The 17,459-nt window shown below is 45.7% G+C and carries 13 protein-coding genes; 8 read left to right on the top strand and 5 right to left on the bottom strand.

Features of this window, described 5'->3' with window-relative positions; translation table 11 throughout:
- The first annotated feature begins 42 nt into the window (after window positions 1–42).
- Window positions 43–891, top strand: a complete 849-nt coding sequence (locus R7P35_RS01590; protein ID WP_158155440.1) for a mechanosensitive ion channel family protein — start codon at window positions 43–45, stop codon at window positions 889–891.
- A gap of 95 nt (window positions 892–986) precedes the next feature.
- On the opposite strand, the gene fhuB is transcribed toward R7P35_RS01590, so the two are convergent.
- From fhuB to R7P35_RS01610, 4 genes are read right to left on the bottom strand one after another with little or no spacing between them, the layout of a single operon-like run.
- A complete protein-coding gene (gene fhuB, locus R7P35_RS01595; protein WP_025768543.1) occupies window positions 987–2,954 on the bottom strand; it encodes a Fe(3+)-hydroxamate ABC transporter permease FhuB in 1,968 nt (655 codons plus the stop codon).
- Window positions 2,951–3,880, bottom strand: a complete 930-nt coding sequence (locus R7P35_RS01600; protein WP_158155438.1) for an iron-siderophore ABC transporter substrate-binding protein — start codon at window positions 3,878–3,880, stop codon at window positions 2,951–2,953. The genes fhuB and R7P35_RS01600 overlap by 4 nt, the downstream gene beginning before the upstream one ends.
- The gene (locus R7P35_RS01605) at window positions 3,871–4,656 is read right to left on the bottom strand and encodes an ABC transporter ATP-binding protein (RefSeq protein ID WP_017635311.1); all 786 of its coding nucleotides are present in this window, start codon (window positions 4,654–4,656) and stop codon (window positions 3,871–3,873) included. Before R7P35_RS01605 ends, R7P35_RS01600 begins: the two co-directional genes overlap by 10 nt.
- 51 nt (window positions 4,657–4,707) lie before the next feature.
- Window positions 4,708–6,810, bottom strand: coding sequence for a TonB-dependent siderophore receptor (locus R7P35_RS01610; protein ID WP_158155436.1), 2,103 nt, complete (start codon window positions 6,808–6,810; stop codon window positions 4,708–4,710).
- Between the two features lie 145 nt (window positions 6,811–6,955).
- On the opposite strand from R7P35_RS01610, the gene R7P35_RS01615 reads away from it, so the two are divergent.
- The 6 genes from R7P35_RS01615 (at window position 6,956) to R7P35_RS01640 (ending at window position 14,121) form a co-directional block, all read left to right on the top strand.
- Window positions 6,956–8,809 carry an ABC transporter ATP-binding protein gene (locus tag R7P35_RS01615; RefSeq protein ID WP_042521744.1) on the top strand — a complete coding sequence of 618 codons (1,854 nt, stop codon included), beginning with the start codon at window positions 6,956–6,958 and terminating at the stop codon, window positions 8,807–8,809.
- Window positions 8,810–9,046: 237 nt separating this feature from the next.
- Complete coding sequence (locus R7P35_RS01620; RefSeq protein ID WP_169628842.1) at window positions 9,047–10,081, top strand: DUF4118 domain-containing protein; 1,035 nt, start codon at window positions 9,047–9,049, stop codon at window positions 10,079–10,081.
- On the top strand, window positions 10,078–10,776 hold the full coding sequence (locus R7P35_RS01625; RefSeq protein WP_169628843.1) for a response regulator transcription factor: 699 nt from the start codon (window positions 10,078–10,080) through the stop codon (window positions 10,774–10,776). Before R7P35_RS01620 ends, R7P35_RS01625 begins: the two co-directional genes overlap by 4 nt.
- Before the next feature lie 151 nt (window positions 10,777–10,927).
- A complete protein-coding gene (locus tag R7P35_RS01630) occupies window positions 10,928–11,581 on the top strand; it encodes a potassium channel family protein (RefSeq protein ID WP_169628844.1) in 654 nt (217 codons plus the stop codon).
- Between the two features lies 1 nt (window position 11,582).
- Window positions 11,583–12,947, top strand: a complete 1,365-nt coding sequence (locus R7P35_RS01635; RefSeq protein ID WP_005375181.1) for a TrkH family potassium uptake protein — start codon at window positions 11,583–11,585, stop codon at window positions 12,945–12,947.
- 247 nt (window positions 12,948–13,194) lie between these two features.
- Window positions 13,195–14,121: a LysR substrate-binding domain-containing protein gene (locus R7P35_RS01640; protein WP_318091598.1), complete on the top strand. Its 927-nt coding sequence runs from the start codon at window positions 13,195–13,197 to the stop codon at window positions 14,119–14,121.
- Window positions 14,122–14,215: 94 nt separating this feature from the next.
- Here R7P35_RS01640 and R7P35_RS01645 read toward each other — a convergent pair whose 3' ends face one another.
- Window positions 14,216–15,952 carry a BCCT family transporter gene (locus tag R7P35_RS01645; RefSeq protein WP_031778888.1) on the bottom strand — a complete coding sequence of 579 codons (1,737 nt, stop codon included), beginning with the start codon at window positions 15,950–15,952 and terminating at the stop codon, window positions 14,216–14,218.
- Between the two features lie 319 nt (window positions 15,953–16,271).
- On the opposite strand from R7P35_RS01645, the gene R7P35_RS01650 reads away from it, so the two are divergent.
- Window positions 16,272–17,459: an aromatic ring-hydroxylating oxygenase subunit alpha gene (locus R7P35_RS01650; RefSeq protein ID WP_054577059.1), complete on the top strand. Its 1,188-nt coding sequence runs from the start codon at window positions 16,272–16,274 to the stop codon at window positions 17,457–17,459.

The following is a 17,459-nucleotide window of genomic DNA, read 5'->3' on the forward strand; positions in this document are numbered from 1 at the left end:
TAGCTGTTACTGGGCCGTATTTTTATTCGAGGGAGCCGTGGAATGGAGAAAGTGCAGTTAGTTGTCGATTTTCTTCTCACTCATAAATTGATTTTTACCGCACTGATCTTTGCGATTATGTGGTTAATTCGTCGTGCAATTTTATCGATGATTCGTGGTGATCACGCTTTTCTCTCAGAAGATCAGCGTAGTTGGATGTCCAGAACTAAAAATGGCACCTTTGCTGTTACATTACTGATTTTATTTATTTTATGGCAATCAGAAATTAACGAGTTTGCTCTGAGTGTAACGGCGATTGCCGTTGCCATTGTAGTGGCATCCAAAGAAATCATTTTGTGTTTTACGGGTTCGATTCAAAGAGCAAGTTCACGTTCTTTTCGCGTTGGGGACTGGATTGAGGTCGGGAAGTTATGCGGTGAAGTGATTGAGCACAATATGATGGCGACGGTGATTCAAGAGATCGACCTGCATCATGGGCAATATCATTACACCGGCAAAACAGCGACATTGCCTAATAGTATGTTCTTTACCTATCCAGTAAAGAACCTCAACTTCATGAAGCGGTACGTTTACCACAACTTTTCTGTAGTGGTGAAAGACTTCGTCAATTTGTATCCACTGCTACCGATTTTAACTGATAAAATTGAAGAACATTGCAGTTACTTTGCTGATGTTGCACATCGTTACAATGCGATGATTGAAAAACATGCCGGTGTTGACCTTCCTGGTTCTGAGCCACATATGCATATTTCTAGCAACATTAATGGTGAACAAATTCTGCACGTGATGATTTTCTGCCCAACCGATAAAGCGAACCACTTAGAGCACTTAATTCGTAAGGACTTTATGGAACTTTATGAGGAACGTTTTCCTGTAGTGCGAGAAGAATAGAGCATCGTACTTCGCCTTTAATTTCAAACCCCGCTATCAAAATAGCGGGGTTTGTTTTTCTTAGCGTATTTTTAGGCTGTAACAATATTCCCAACTTAGCTGAATTTACTCTTCAGCATTAAAAATAGGAAGTAAGTGCTGCCTATAATAGCGACCAACGTGCCAGCTGCGACCTGACTTGGATAAATAGCGATTTGTCCTAGCCAATCTGCCCACAACATTAGGGTTGCGCCAATTAAGGCACCGACACACAGTTGCTCTTTCACTTTTCTTGCTCCTAACATCATCGCCATATGGGGAGCGACCAAGCCAACAAAAGATATTGGACCAACTGTAGCGGTAGAAAAGGCGCATAACAAAGCAACGATGGTGAGCATAAGCGTATTGGCTACGGTAGGGTTAAGCCCTCGTGCATTTGAGAATTGTCGCCCGATGGAAATTAGTGTTAGCCAACGAGAAATCGAGAATACAGCGGCAAGCAGAACTATTATGGCCAAACATAGCATCAGTGCGGTGTCGGCTGTGACTCGATAAATAGAACCAGTTAGCCACAATAAAATTTTGTAACTGTCACCTGAGCCTTGAGCTAGCGAAAATTGAACGAGGGCTTCTAATAGTGCCGTTAGTGCGATGCCGGACAACACGAAGTTAGATGGATTAAAATGGCTTCGTTTACCGATAATCAGCAATAACATCAATACGGACATACTTCCGAAAAAAGCGATACCCCAGCTAAATACGGAGAGAAGCGACCCAGCGATGACTCCTGTCGTTATAATGGCAAACGTGGCTCCGGAAGACACACCGAGAATATCGGGACTTGCCAGAGGGTTATAAACAATGCGTTGCAAAATGATTCCGGCAACGGATAGCGCAATACCGACAGAAAGTGCGGTTAACATTCGCGGCCAACGCAATTGCCATTGGAACTCACCTGGCACAGACCATTGAATTCCGTTTATACCATGGGTAACGAATGAGTAAGCTAGAATCCCAACCAGACTGAATAGCGCAATGCTGCATACCGCGCGTTTAGAAAGCGCCGTTTTTCCTTGGCTCATTGAAAGGTTAAGTTGATCGGTTGCCGTCAGCTTTTTACGAGTAAACCAAATTAAAGCGGGAGCGCCAATAGCTGCAGCCGCTACGCCGCTAGGAATGGTTTCCTCTAACCATAAGCTCAGCGAGATAGCGGCAGAGTCTGTTATGATTAGTAGCATTGCGCCCAAAAGCATGCTGCTGATCAATTCGTCGCGCGGTGTTCTTGCCCCCATCGCTCTGGCAATATTGGGTGTCAGTAATCCGATGAAGCTGATAATACCAACTGCGGTGATGGAGGCTGATACCAGCCAGATACCCATCACCATTAATGCACCAAACGCGGGTAATACCGCTAAGCCTCGGGCTGCTGCGCCTTCTTGTCCCAGTTTCATTAAGGTCAGAATACGTGGTGCGACGATCAAAATTACGATTGCGATAGCGCAGCGAGGCAATAACCACTCAAACCAATCCCAGCTGTATTGAGAAAGGTCTCCTGCTCCCCACATAAAAATATTCTGTGCGAACTGGGCGTTTAAAATAATAATGGCTGTGGCGATAGAACCGAGCAAGATATTGATCACCATCCCCGAAACGACCAACGGCAAACCTGTCATATTACGCACACCGGCAATTGATACGATCAGGCCAAACGCCACTAAAGCCCCAACCATTGCGGCTAATGCAGAGTAATCGGCGACCCAATCGACGAACCAAATGTTTACCACGACTAATGCAAGCCAAGCACCAGAAGAGGTGCCAAGAGTCAACGGCGAGGTGAGGTTATTCTGCGTTAATTGCTGCATTAAGCTGCCGGTGAGACCAAGCATGGCACCAACAAGCAGGGTCATACTTAACCTAGGAAGCTGCGCTTGCGTAAAGAATACATCACGAAACTCGGTTGCTACCTCTGGTTTTGTTAATAATTGCCATTGTTCGAAAAGTGATAAATTAGTATCAATTTGTAGGCTAAAGACGCTAAGTAACGTAATCAGCGCCAGATAACCAATATAATGTTTCGTTCTCATTGTTCTGGTGCCAACTCTATTAGACTGTCGGTAATCGCTTCTGCGGTGTATTGCAAAGACATGGCACCGCCATACGCCCACACTGCTCTGACTGAATTTACCCGCTGCTTTTTCACAAACGGCATCGCTTGCCAAAGTGGCGACTCTTTCAGTTTTCGTTCTTCTGGGAAAGGTTGTACGTAGAGAACGTAGCTGTTTTGAAGGCTCTGAAGCCGATTGATTCGATCTTGCTTTACTCCCCACGCACGTGGGGCCTCTTTAATTGGAGCCTGTAATCCCAGTTTTCTAACCACGTAGTCAGTGGTGGAGTTTTCGGTTGCAAGTAATACAGTATTCGGAGTTGAAAATCGCATCACAAGAACGCTGAGTGGAGCAGAGTAATAGTGGCGAATTCGCTGGCGCATCTGCGCAAATGAAGCATCTAATTCTGCCAATTTCTGTTCAGCAAGTGCCCCTTTATTGAATAGCTTGCCGAGCGTACGAAAGTGACGAATGGCCGTTTCAGCTGCGGCCTCATTTTCAGAAAAATTAGGTAAATAGATTACCGGAGCAATTTGTTTGAGTAACGGAATCAAGTCTTGCTGTGGAGACGCAGCAAGGATGACATCTGGTTTCAAACTGGCTATTTTTTCTAAGTTGGGCTCTGCTCGGGTTCCAATATCTTCAATTGACTCTGGTGCAGTTGGATTGACGACCCATTGGCGGTAGCCTGGTAAATTTGGGGCTGCGATTGGTTCTACGTTTAGCGCCAAAACTTGTTCTAAGATGTCCCAGTTTAAGGCAACAACGCGTTGAGGCGCATGCTCAAAACTATGCTCACCATATTCATCGGTAACGGTGATGACTGCATGTGCATTGGTCATAAAAAATACGAGGAGAAAAGCAGATTGTGTAACCACAGTAAGTAAACGAGCCATTATGCGCATACAACAGCCACCTTTTGGCTCGCTAATGTGTTAGCCGGGCTTGGGTGCTCAATCAGCTTAATTGGTGACTCATATAGTTTAGAAAGGCGTGCCTCGTCTAACAACATGTCGGCGTTGCCTTCAAAGGCAATTTTACCTTTTTTGAGCGCAACAATGTGGGTGGCGTAGCGCAGGGCTAAGTTCAGATCGTGCAGGATCACGATAATGCCTACGTTCTCGGTTCGATTCAGTTCTGCCAGCAGCGCCATTAGTTGAAACTGATGGTGAACATCGAGCGCCGAGGTTGGCTCATCGAGAATTAAAATTGGCGATTGTTGAGCCAGTAGCATAGACACCCAAGCGCGTTGGCGCTCGCCGCCCGATAAGTCATCCGCCAAAGCTTGAGCAAAAGGTGTAACCCCTGTTCGTTCCATAGCCTGCGTGATGATCTGTTTGTCTTCAGCTTTCCAACGACCAAGTGCCCCACGCCACGGAAAGCGACCTAAGCGCACTAGCTCTTCTACCGTTAAACCAGCCGAAGAGGGCAGCTTTTGTGGCAAATAGGCGATCTGTTTTGCCAACTCTTTGGTTTTGAGTGATGAAAGGGAAGTATCGTTTAGTGTTACCGTGCCTTTATCTGGTGGCATTTGACCAGAAAGCAGGTTCACCAGTGTCGACTTACCTGAACCGTTATGGCCTAAAACGACCGTTAGCTCATTTGTTGGGATGTTAAGTTGTTCGATGCCGAGGATCTGACGTCCACCTCGCACGATCTCAATATTAGACAGTTGAAACATGGATGGCTCTTAGGAGAAAACTCCCCTCAATAGAGGGGAGTAGAAGTACAATTACCAGCGGTAGTTTGCGTTTAGCATAACAGAGCGAGACTGGCCGTAGTAACACCAGTAATCGCAACCTGAAACAAAATCTTTATCTAGGATGTTGTTCACGTTTAGCTGTGCTTGCCACTGTGAAGTGATGTCGTAAGTGACTGACGCATCCCAAAGAGTGACTGAAGGAACCGTTAGGTTCGAGCTCTTAGGGTTATCTTTTGACTCACCTACGTAGCGCACACCAGTACCGATATTGAGGCCTGGAATCAGGCTGTAGGCGCTGTAGTCTACCCATGCAGAAGCTTGGTGCTCAGGAATAAGTGCGGCTTGTTTTTTACCTTGGCCAAAGCTCTCATCTGTTTTCGCTTTAGTGTAGGTGTAGCTTGCCATCAGTTTTAGATCGTCGGTTAGCTGCGCCGTGCTTTCTAGCTCAACACCTTGAGATGTCACTTCACCTGTTTGTGTCGCAATCCATGTTGATGGGTTTGTGACCAATGCATTCTTTTGCGTGATGTCGAACCATGCAAGGTTGATAAAGCCATCCATAAAGCTTGGCTCATACTTCACACCCACTTCTACTTGCTCGCCTTCCAGCGGTTTGTAAAGTTCATTGGTTGCCGCATCAATAGTGCTGATCACTTCAAACGACTGAGAGTAGTTTGCGTAAGGTGACAGGCCATTGTTTGCAAGGTACATCACACCCGCACTTAGAGAGAGCTGACCATCATCACGAGATTCACTTTGATCAACGGTAGCGCCTTTGCCAGAGTTTTCTGTTTTCACCCAGTCGTAACGAGCACCGATGTTACCAATCCACTGTTCATGCAGTTTCAATTGGTATTGTGAATAGAGACTTGCTTGAGATTTCTCAATCTCACGTTTCACGTTGTTGGCAGGATCAAGAGGGGTGAAGTTACCGTAAACTGGGTTCCACGGATTGATGGTGCCAAATGCGTAGTTGTCCTGCTCGTCGCCATCGGTTTTGTGGAATTGCAGATCCATACCGATAAGCACTGTGTGCTCTGCGTTGTCTGTCATCCAGTTACCGACAGCATTGTTATCGAACGTGATGCTCTGGTTTTTTCCGTCACGGAATACGATGCCTTGCGTTAACTCTTCTTTCGCTGGATCGTTGTTTGAGAACGCGTAAGAGCTGCGCAAGTACAACTCATTCGAACCGTAGTTGAGGTTTTGCGAGAGTGACCACGTGTCATTGATGTCGTGCTCTAGTAAGTAACCTAGAGAAAACTGCGTGCGTTCGTATTTATCGTAGTTTGGCTGACCAAGGTTAGTCGAAGGATCGATTTTGCCAAAGTTAGAACCAATCAGAGTACCTGCTGCCGGGAAGAATGGGTTAGTTGGTACACCGTCATCATGAAGGTAAGTTGCCAAAACGGTCAGCATTGTACGGTCAGAAATGTCGAACTCGACACTTGGCGCTAGGTAGAAACGCTCGTTATTTGTGCCGTCCAGTTCACCATCTTGGCTTGTCATCAAGCCAACCAAACGATAGCGCACAGTGCCTGCGTCGTTTGCTTCGTCAGCAATGTCAAAACCTACGGATTGGTGTTGGTTGTTGCCAACTTCGACTTTTACTTCGCCTTGAGGCGTAAACGTTGGTTTTTTCTGAACAGCATTCACGATACCGCCTGGTGCCGATTCACCAAACAGAATAGCCGATGGACCTTTAACGACTTCTACACTTTCTAGGCCGTAAGGTTCGACCAACCATGTGTAGTAACCATCGCGGAATAGGCGGTTGCCGTTTAGGTAAGTCGCTGCATCAAATCCACGAACTTTGAACCAATCAGTGTCGTTGTCTGCGCCATAAGGCTGAGCGGTTACACCAGACGTGTAGCGTAATGCTTCATCTAGCTTTTTCGGTGCACGAACACGAAGTTCATCTTCAGAAATGATAGATACGCTGCGCGGCGTTTCTGCTGCCGGGGTTTCTACTTTAAGTGCTTGCGCGGTGACCGTTATGGTCTCCATGGCAATCACGTCATCTTGTACGACGTCTTCTTGAGCTTGTGCTGTGAATGCAACCACTGCTGTAGGTGCTAAAGCACAAACCAACGCGTTGCGGATAGCGATGGTCAGTGAGTTATTCTTTTGCATAAATCTATTCCCGATAATTATGATTAACGCTAAACTTAATTGTAATTATTATCATTTGAGCTTTTGTTTCGGTATTTTACTGACTTTTGTATCAAAAGATAGTAAAACGTTCGCAAATTCATTCGCGGTACCTAAAGTCATTGTTATGTTCAATTGGTTTGAAAAACTGACCCAACCCTTTCCCCAGATGGAAACCGAAAAGCCACCGAAGACGCTATTTGGCTTTTGTCGTTTTTACACTCGTGGCTTTGAAGCCCCTTTACTCGTTATGGCAGTGTTCAGTGCGCTTATTGCCATCACAGAGGTGACGCTGTTGCGTTATATGGGCGAGCTCGTCGATATTCTCTCTAATCAAGATCGCGCAACATTCTGGCAAGACCAGGGTGATCGCATGCTAATGATGCTGTTCTTAGTGGCGGTTGTGATGCCAGCTCTCGGTTTTGTCCACTCAATGGTGATGCACCAAACGTTATTGGGTAACTACCCGATGTCTATCCGTTGGTTGATTCACCGTTACTTGCTAAAACAAGCGGTTGGATTTTTCCAGCGTGACTTTGCAGGCCGAGTTGCGACCAAAGTGATGCAAAGTGCGTTAGCGGTACGAGAAACGGTCATGAAGCTGGTGGATGTACTGGTTTATATCAGCGTTTATTTTCTTTCGATGCTCTGGATGATGGGCGAAGCCGATGGTTTGCTAATGTTGCCTATTGTGATTTGGATAGGAATGTACGCGGTTATCCAGTTCTACTTTATCCCTAAAATGAAACAAGTAGCGACGGAGCAAGCGGATGCTCGTTCTGTAATGACTGGGCGCATTGTCGATTCTTACACCAACATATCTACCGTAAAGCTATTCGCGCACTCGCAAAGAGAGTTGGAATACGCAGAAAGCAGCATGAAGCAATTTTTGGTGACGGTTTACCGCCAAATGCGCATGGTGACTTGTTTACTGTTTAGTGTGGATGCCATCAACTATTTGCTGCTGATGTCTATTAGTGCCATTTCGGTTTATCTATGGCTAGATCACGCTGTAACAATTGGTGCTATTGCGATTGCCATCAGTATTGCGTTGCGCGTACAAGGTATGTCGAAGTGGATCATGTGGGAAGTTAGCGCACTGTTTGAAAACATCGGTACAGTAGTAGACGGTATTAATACGATTTCAAACGATGTTGAAGTGAAAGACGTACCAAATGCTAAGCCTTTGCAAATCTCTCAAGGTGAGATCTGCTTTGATCACGTAGGTTTTAACTACAGTGATGAGAAGGCAGTATTTGAGAACTTGAATCTGACTATCAAACCGGGCGAAAAAGTCGGCATTGTCGGTCGCTCTGGGGCAGGTAAATCCACGTTGGTCAACTTGTTGCTGCGCTTTTACGACGTAAATAGCGGTAAGATTTGCATTGATGGACAGGACATTTCTCAAGTTGAACAAGAGTCTCTTCGCCAACACATCGGTATGATCACGCAAGACACCTCTTTGCTGCATCGTTCAATTAAAGAGAACATTCTTTACGGTGATCCAGATGCTTCAATGGATGCCGTTATCGCAGCTGCTGAGAAAGCACATGCTCATGATTTCATTCAATCTCTACGAGACGAGCAAGGTAACGTTGGCTATGACGTTGAAGTGGGTGAACGCGGTGTGAAGCTGTCTGGTGGTCAGCGTCAACGTGTGGCGATTGCTCGCGTGCTGCTGAAAAACGCGCCAATTTTGATCATGGATGAAGCAACGTCTGCACTTGATTCAGAAGTAGAATCGGCAATTCAAGAAAACCTTGAAGTTCTGATGGAAGGAAAAACAGTGATTGCGATTGCTCACCGTTTATCAACGATTGCCGCGATGGATCGTTTGATTGTAATGGATGACGGCAAAATCATTGAGCAAGGATCGCATTACGAGCTGCTGCAATTGGGTGGTGTTTACGCTCAGCTGTGGAAGCATCAAACCGGCGGCTTTTTGTCTGAGCAAGGTGATGCTCAACTACAAGTCATCTAATATGACGCTACACGAAAGAGGAGCAAATGCTCCTCTTTTTTGTGTCTGTCGTTTATACCGAGTAAGTAGGCGTTAATGGGCAACGTTAACTTGTGATTATTCATTGAGTTAGGCCAACTTAATGATGATTATGTTTATAACTTACTGTCGTTATTGAATTTTTTACGCTTTTTTTACGCGAACTCCGAATGGGCTTTTGCTAAAGTTTTCTACATCGAATTTTGGTTGATGTATTTTATGTTTGTTCAATGGCGAGATAACACCTTTCTCTTTTCTACTACCGTGATTGTTGGCGCGGTTGTCGTCTCATGGTTGTTAGACCAACTGTTTGGCTCTACAGCCGCAGTCCTGCTGATTTTACAGTTAGCTGTCGTGGTAGTGGCGTTTCAATGCAACTCGCGATTCGCTTATGCGGCGGCGGTGATCGAAGCGCTGAGCTTCAACTTCTTTTTTACGACACCTCGTTACTCTTTGCAGATGTTTCGTCCGGAAGACATTTTTAATTTAGTCGTGTTTATGGTGGTGGCTTTTATCACCAGCACCTTTGCGGATCTTTATCGTCGGCAGCAGGGAGAGTTAAAACAAACCAAGCTGCAAAACAGCATCCTGCTATCGGTGTCCCATGATCTACGCACGCCGCTAGCAACCATTATTGGAACACTGACCACACTCAACGAGTACATGCCCAAGCTCAATGACTTAGAGCGCAAAGAATTGCTCGACAGTGCGACTTCAGAAAGCCACCGTTTGCACCAATATATCGAGAACCTTTTACAGGCGACTAAGCTCCAGCATGGCACATTAAAAATTACCAAAAAAGATGAGCTGATTGCAGATATTGTGCGGGATGCGGTTTCTCGTTTGCCGAATTACACCGAGAAAGTTTCCATGAATATGGATGATTCCGTTGGTTATTTATCAGTAAGTCGTTCGCTAATCGAACAAGCGATTTTTAATGTGTTGGATAATGCCATGCGATTTTCACCAGAGAATGAATCTGTTGAGGTTTCACTTTCTAAGCAGGGTTCGTCGTGCGTGATTGATGTTCGGGACATGGGGATTGGCATCAAAGCTGAAGATGCGGAAAAAATATTCAGCCTTTTCTATTCCGGTGTGAACAACAAATCGGCCGATTCAGGCACCGGAATGGGACTCGCGGTTGCCAAAGGCATCATCACCGCACACCAAGGATATATTCAATCTATGCCAGTATCAGAAGGGACGCTGATCCGCATTCGACTTCCACTCAATCAAGGAGCAGAGCAGGCGTGAGTTACAAAGTTTTAGTCGTGGACGATGAGCCTCGCATTCATACCTTTATTCGAATTTCGCTGTCTGCTGAAGGGTTTGATTACATTGGCGCGAGTACCATTTCAGAAGCCAAAGCGTGTTTCGAAGCGCATTCGCCGCACGTCATTCTGCTAGATTTAGGCTTGCCCGACGGCGATGGGGCGGAGTTTCTCACTACGCTTCGTCAGACCTATAAAACGCCAGTGCTAGTGCTGACAGCTCGCGATCAAGAAGAGGAAAAAATCCGCCTTTTAGAAGCGGGCGCGAATGATTACTTGAGCAAGCCTTTTGGCGTAAAAGAGCTCATCGCGCGCATCAAAGTGCTGGTTCGAGATTTGGTGGATGAGCAAACCGTCGCTGATGAGCTGGTGGCTGGCCGAGTCAAAATCATCAAAAGTACTCACCAATTTTGGTTGGATCAGAGGGAAATTCCACTCACCAAGAAAGAGTTTTCTTTCATTGAACAGTTGATTCTCAAGCCGGGAAAACTCATTGAGCAAACTCATTTGCTAGCGGTGATTTGGGGAAAAAGTCATGTCGAAGACACTCACTACTTACGTGTGTTAGTGAGTCAACTACGCAAAAAACTGAACGATAGTGCTGACGAACAGCGGCTATTAAAAACCGAGCCGGGGCTGGGTTATCGTTTAGTGCTTGAGACGTCCAAGCACTACTAAATTCCAAATTTAATCAACGTTAATGCCAAGGTTTAGTGCTGGTTATCGGCACTCGAACAGGATTCGTGTTGCCTATTTTCCGTGACGGAAAATCAGTCTAGCCCTTAACGCATTAGCATGTTCTATACATAAAACACAGTTAGGTATTGATATGGCTCACTTTACAGTAATTGGTCTAGGGCGATTTGGCGTTGCCGCCAGCTTAGAACTTATTCATCTTGGACACACCGTAACGGGGGTGGATAGCGACCCGAAAATCGTCGAAAAATACGTCGAAGAGTTAACGCAAGCGGTCATATGTGACGCAACAGACGAAGGTGCACTCAGAGAGTTAGCGCTAGCGAACAGTGATGTGGTGTTGGTGGCGATTGGCGAAGACATGCAAGCCAGTTTGTTGTGTACGCTGGCGCTGAAAAATCTGGGTGTGAAATCCATTTGGGTCAAAGCGAGCACCAAAGCGCACCACACCATCGTGTCTAAGCTTGGCGTACAACGCATTATTCATCCGGAAGAGGAGATGGGCGTAAGAGTCGCGCAGGCACTCAACTATCCGATGGTGAACAACTATTTGGAAATGGGTCATGGTTTGTATGTGGTGGAAATCCACGTTAAATCCAATCTGCACGATATGCCGCTTTCTAAGTTGATCAGCCGAGGCAGTTACAACATTCAGCCTATCTTGGTGAAGCGCGAAGAAGCCGTCTACACCAATATCAATGATGAGTTTGTGCTTAATGAGTTCGACACGCTGTTGCTTTGTGGTAGTCGCGCTGAGCTGAAATACGTCGCTCCAAGGTTGGTGTAACATGGTTTTGTGGCATCCCTCTATTATCCCCATCGAGCGAAAACCCAAAGCGGGCAAAAAATTGTTGGGCGCACCGCCATTAATACTTAGCCTCAGCTTTGCGTGCTTGATCATGCTCGGCACGGTCTTACTCAAACTGCCGATTGCCACCACAGAGCCCATCACTTGGATTCAAAGCCTGTTTACAGCAACATCGGCCATTACGGTGACGGGATTAGTTGTGGTGGACACGGGCACGGCGTTTACGCCTTTTGGGCAAGTGGTTATTGCTTTCCTGATTCAATGTGGTGGCCTAGGTTTAATGACGTTTGCCATCGTGACCTTGCTGGCTCTGGGCGGAAAAATTGGCTTTTTGGAGCGAGCCGTCGCGAGAGAGGCGTTCAACCAAACTGACTCATCGACACTCATTGCCACTGCTAAATCTGTATTGATGTTCGCTCTGCTCGTTGAACTTATTGGTTTCACTATTTTGAGCGTTTATTGGAGTGAAGAGCTGGGTTGGAAAACCAGTTTGTTCCATGGTTTCTTCTACACCATCAGTGCGTTTAACAATGCAGGTTTTGCGTTGAGTGCCGATAGCTTAATGCCTTACGTGGACGACCCGGTCGTTAACTTCACCATTACCAGTTTGTTCATTATTGGTGGTTTAGGCTTCTCGGTTTGGATTGACTTAAAACGCAATCGCCGTTGGCACCGACTCACCGTTTACAGTCGAATGATGATCTTAGGCACGGTGATCATTAACGTGGTGGCACTTATCGCCATTTACCTGATTGAATATGATAACCCCAACACGCTTGGCCCTTTGAGCGAAGCAGGGAAATGGTGGGCATCGTGGTTTCAAGCGGTGACGCCAAGAACGGCAGGGTTCAACACTTTAGCTATCGATCAGTTGGAAGATGCCACAACGGCGATCATTCTGGTGTTGATGTTTATCGGCGGTGGATCATTGAGTACGGCAAGTGGCATTAAAGTTGTGACATTTATAGTGTTAGTCTTGGCGACTTACAGCTATTTGCGTCGCGATGAAGCAACCTATGCCTTTCAACGCAAGATTCCCAAAGAGACCATCAGCAAGGCATTGGCGCTGACTCTGATCTCGGTGGGCGTGACTTGGTTTGCCATATTCACGCTGTTACTGACAGAGAAAGCGTCTATGTTAGATATTATGTTCGAAGCGGTCTCGGCACTGGGTACGGTTGGTTTGTCGCGAGGCTTAACGGGCAGTTTGTCCGAACCGGGTGAGTTAGTGATCATCTTCATGATGTTTATGGGACGATTAGGGCCTCTTACATTAGCGTACTTCTTAGCCAGTCCAAGAAAGAAAAAAGCGCGTTACGCGAGTACTAAACTGGCAATAGGGTAGATGGGCTAACTCGAAGAAAGTGAGCAAAAGGCTAGGCAAAAGAGGAGTAACTGCTCCTCTTTTTGTGCTCGTTGTAGCCACGAAACTGTATACGGCAGTCTCTCTCACAACAATTTATGATTCATCTCTATTTTTTATCATTTATAAATTGTCGTTTTTGAGGTGTTGTCCAGAATGGCATTATCCACGTGCAACATAAGATTGCCGGGAATAAAAATAATTACAATACGGCCTTACTGGAAGATACATGAAAATCAAACCCCTCCCTCCTTTAAATAGCCTCGTTGCGTTTGAAGCGTCGGCGCGGCACTTGAGTTTTACGTTAGCCGCTGACGAGCTAAACGTGACCCAAGGTGCTATCAGTCGCCAAATTAGACAATTAGAAGAATACTTAGGCAAGGCTATATTCACGCGAGCCAATCGAAGCATTAATTTAACGCCTACAGGTCTTCAATATTATCAAGCTGTCAGCCAATCTTTGCTCGATATTGCTCAAATCACGGGTGAAGTGAAGAAGTGGCAGGGCGAACAAAAGATCACGGTTGCGACGACAAATGCAATGGCAGCCTTGTGGTTGTTGCCTAAGGTTGCTCAATTTCAAAATGAACATGATGACATCGATATAAGAATATTGGCCTCAGATAATGTGTTGGACTTACGCCGATTAGATTGCGATCTCGCCTTGTTTTATTGTCGCACTCCACCTGCGGAAATGGATGTGACAACGCTATTTTCAGAAGAAGTATTCCCTGTGTGTAGCCCGCTTTATTTAGAGAAAATCGGCCAGCCTAGTAAGCCAGAAGAAATCTTCAATAAAACGTTACTCTATCTGGAAGAGTCTCAAAGAGATTGGGTGAATTGGGAGCAGTGGTTTGCGAGTGTAGGATTGCCAAATATTTCGCCTCGTAATCGCATGAACATCAATAACTATCCAATGCTGTTACAAGCGGCAATTAATGGTCAGGGAATCGCGTTAGCCTGGGGATCATTAGTGGACGACTATTTACAAAGCGGTGCTTTAGTTAGGCCAGTCGAACACGTGCTTTCAACACCTTCCAATTTCTCTATGCTTGAACCTAAAAATAGAGGTTTAATCCCAGCAAGCGTCAAGCGTTTTAGAGAGTGGCTTTTGCAACAGTTGCCAGATGAGGTGGGTGATCGAGGTTTAGCCTAAATCAATAAGCAGAGAAAATAACAGAGTTTGGTCATGTTAAAAAAGCGGGAGTACCAGTTCCCGCTTTGTTTTAATTGATTGATGAAACGACTCACTAACTTAGTACTGGTCCCTGATTGAGTGTGGAATCATCTTTTAGTGAGGATGTTGAAGCAATAGGCTCGGAAACCACTGTTTTGCTTTCAACAAGCGGTTCAACAGGACCATCAAGTTTCTCTTGCTCTGGGTGAACATGCTCTGGAAGCATTGCCCATGGCTTAGGTTCGCGTCGAATACTATGAAACAGCGTTAAGCTCATCACCGCGATAAAAATGGCGATAGGGAAACCGGCAATAATGGAGGCCGTTTGCATTGCTTTTAACCCTCCTGCGTATAGAAGTACTCCCGCAATGGCTGCGATCATGATCCCCCACAATACGCGTATAGAGGTGGGAGGCTCACTGTGCCCAGCGGCATCGAGGGTACATAGAACCAAGGTACCCGAGTCTGCGGAGGTAATGAAATAAGTACCGAGTAATAGACACGCAAGCACGCTAAGTAGTTTACCAAACATACCTGTATCTAGATTGTCGAATAGCGTAAACAAAGCGCGTGTCGTATCGGCTTTAGTCGCTTCAAGAATCGGGCCGCCAGAAAAATCCGCAGGTGGTGTTTGTTTGGCTTCTTGTGCCGCAGTGACTTGCTCTTGATGAGCAACACGAGCGTCTTGCTCTACCTTCAACGCTGCACCACCAAATACTGAAATCCATAAAAACGTGATCAGCGTGGGTACGATGAGAGCACCGCCGATAAGTTCACGTATTGTGCGTCCTTTAGAGATACGAGCCACAAACATGCCAACGAAAGGTGCCCAAGTCATCCACCAAGGCCAGTAATAAGCCGTCCACCAGTTTTGCCAGCCAGAGTCATTCTGTGCATCGCTCCATAAGCTCATACCGACAATGTTTTGTGCATAAAGCCCTGTGCTTTCAAGTAGCGTATTTAAGATATAGCGAGTTGGACCAATGTAAAGTACTACTAGCACGAGTGCGAGTGAAAGCAGCATGTTCCATTCTGATAAACGGCGAATACCTTTTCCTACACCAGATAGCACCGACGCAACCGCACAAGTACAAAGGGAAACGATAATAAAGAGTTGAATCCCCAAACTAATTTCTAGACCAAAGGCTTGATTCAAACCAGAGTTTATTTGGATAACTCCCATCCCCAAGGTTTGAGAGATACCGAAAGCAGTCACCGCGACTGTTAGGATATCAACCGTGTGTCCGATAGGCCCATAAATACGATCACCAATCAAAGGGTACAAGATAGAGCGTAGGGTAAAAGGCAGATCTTTACGGTAGGAAAAGTAAGCTAATGCGAGTGCAACAATGATAAAGACAGACCAAGGATGTAGACCCCAGTGAAAGAATGTCAGTTTCATTGATGTTGTTGCGGCTTCATTGGTCAGGCCTTGAGTAAATGGGTTGTCAGCGTAATGCCACATCGGTTCGGCGACCGACCAGAAAATCAAGCCTATCCCCATGCCTCCGGAAAAAAGCATGGATACCCAAGACAAATAACTAAACTCTGGTTTTTCGTCATCTTTACTCAAACGAATATGCCCATATCGACTAACCATAAGGTAAAGAAGAAAACCGACAACGAGTGAAACAAGTCCGATGTAAAACCACTTCATATTCTGTAGCAAAATGCCGGAAATCGTTTCGAAGTATTGGCCCGCTTGATTGGCGAGAATGGCGCAGAAAAGTACAAAACCGATAACGACGATCTTTGATGCGATTGTCACAGTCGGATTGAGTCCTTTCAATATCCCAGATGTTGCTCTCATAGGCATCCCTCACAGTGCGTTTGTTTTAACGTTATTGTTTGTTGCGTTATTGTTAATTTTTGAAAGAGAGTAGAGAGAGGGCTTTTGTGTTTCAACTGATTAATACTCATCGGTTAATGAGTATTAATCATGACAAGAAGATCATTGTTAATTAAAAGGTTATTTTTTTGTTCGAGATCAATGCATGAATGACAAAAACTCATCCAAGCCCGGCGAAAAAGTCGTTTGTTTGTTGCCGGGTTGTTAATCAAAATCTTCTCCACTAACACAACACGATGTTGTACGCACTGGATGCAACTCGACTCTCGGAGATAAGAATATGAGCAATGTCAACCAAACCATTATTCCTGTTGAACTTGTTGATAATGTACTGAACCCAATCAGTGAAGCAACAGGAATGCCGAATCAGGCCTACACCAGCGAAGAGTATTTTACTTTTGAGCGTGATCAGGTGTTTGGTAACACTTGGGTATGTATTGGTTTTGCATCAGACCTGCTTAAAAATGGTTATGTGATGCCACTTGATTTCATGAATCTTCCACTACTCATGATGAGAAATCGCCAAGGTGAAGTCCAAGTTTTCCACAACGTATGTAGTCATCGTGGTATGAAGCTGGTTCATGAGGCAGGCGAAGTTCAAGGCATGATTCGCTGTCCTTACCATTCATGGACGTACGATCTTGACGGCAATCTAAAAGGCACACCACACATTGGTGGTATCGCAAAACACAAAGATGACCGATTTAAGTGTGAAAAACATGGCCTTAAGCCACTTCGTTCAGCCGTTTGGATGGACATGGTGTTCGTCAACTTATCGGGCAATGCAGAAAGCTTTGAAGAGCATATCGCGCCGCTAGAGCAACGTTGGCAGCAATTCTTAGGTGAAGAAGGATTAGGGCTTCTTCGCCGCGTGAACATGGGTGGCAACCTAGAGATAGAAGTGAAAAGTAACTGGAAGCTTGCCGTAGAAAACTACTGTGAAGCTTACCACTTACCTTGGGTGCATCCGAGTTTGAACAGTTATTCTCGCCTAGAGGATCACTACAACATCATGTTTGCAGAGCGTTTTGCTGGCCAAGGTAGTCTCGCATACAACCTCTCTGATACTGCAGGAACACACTTACCTAAATTTCCAAACTGGCCAGAAGATAAACTGCGTCATGCAGAATATGTTGCACTCTTTCCAAACGTGTTGCTTGGTATTCAAGCCGATCATGCCTTTGCGATGATGATTGAACCAATCACTGCGAATAAGAGTGTTGAGCACCTACGTGTTTTCTATGTGGGTGATGAAGCAACGAAAGATGAGTTCGCTGCGTGCCGTACTGCTACCGTTGAGTCATGGCGAGTCGTATTCGGCGAAGATATTGGAGCGGTCGAGGGCATGCAGGAAGGTCGTTACTCACCTGGCTTTGGTGGTGGTGTGTTCTCACCAGAAATGGATGTTCCGACGCATTTCTTCCAAACCTGGTTGGCAAAGCAAGTGAAAGCGGCACTGGAGCAGTAA

The sequence above is a fragment of the Vibrio sp. Vb0304 genome, from assembly GCF_033338995.1.
Taxonomy (GTDB): Bacteria; Pseudomonadota; Gammaproteobacteria; order Enterobacterales; family Vibrionaceae; genus Vibrio; species Vibrio alginolyticus.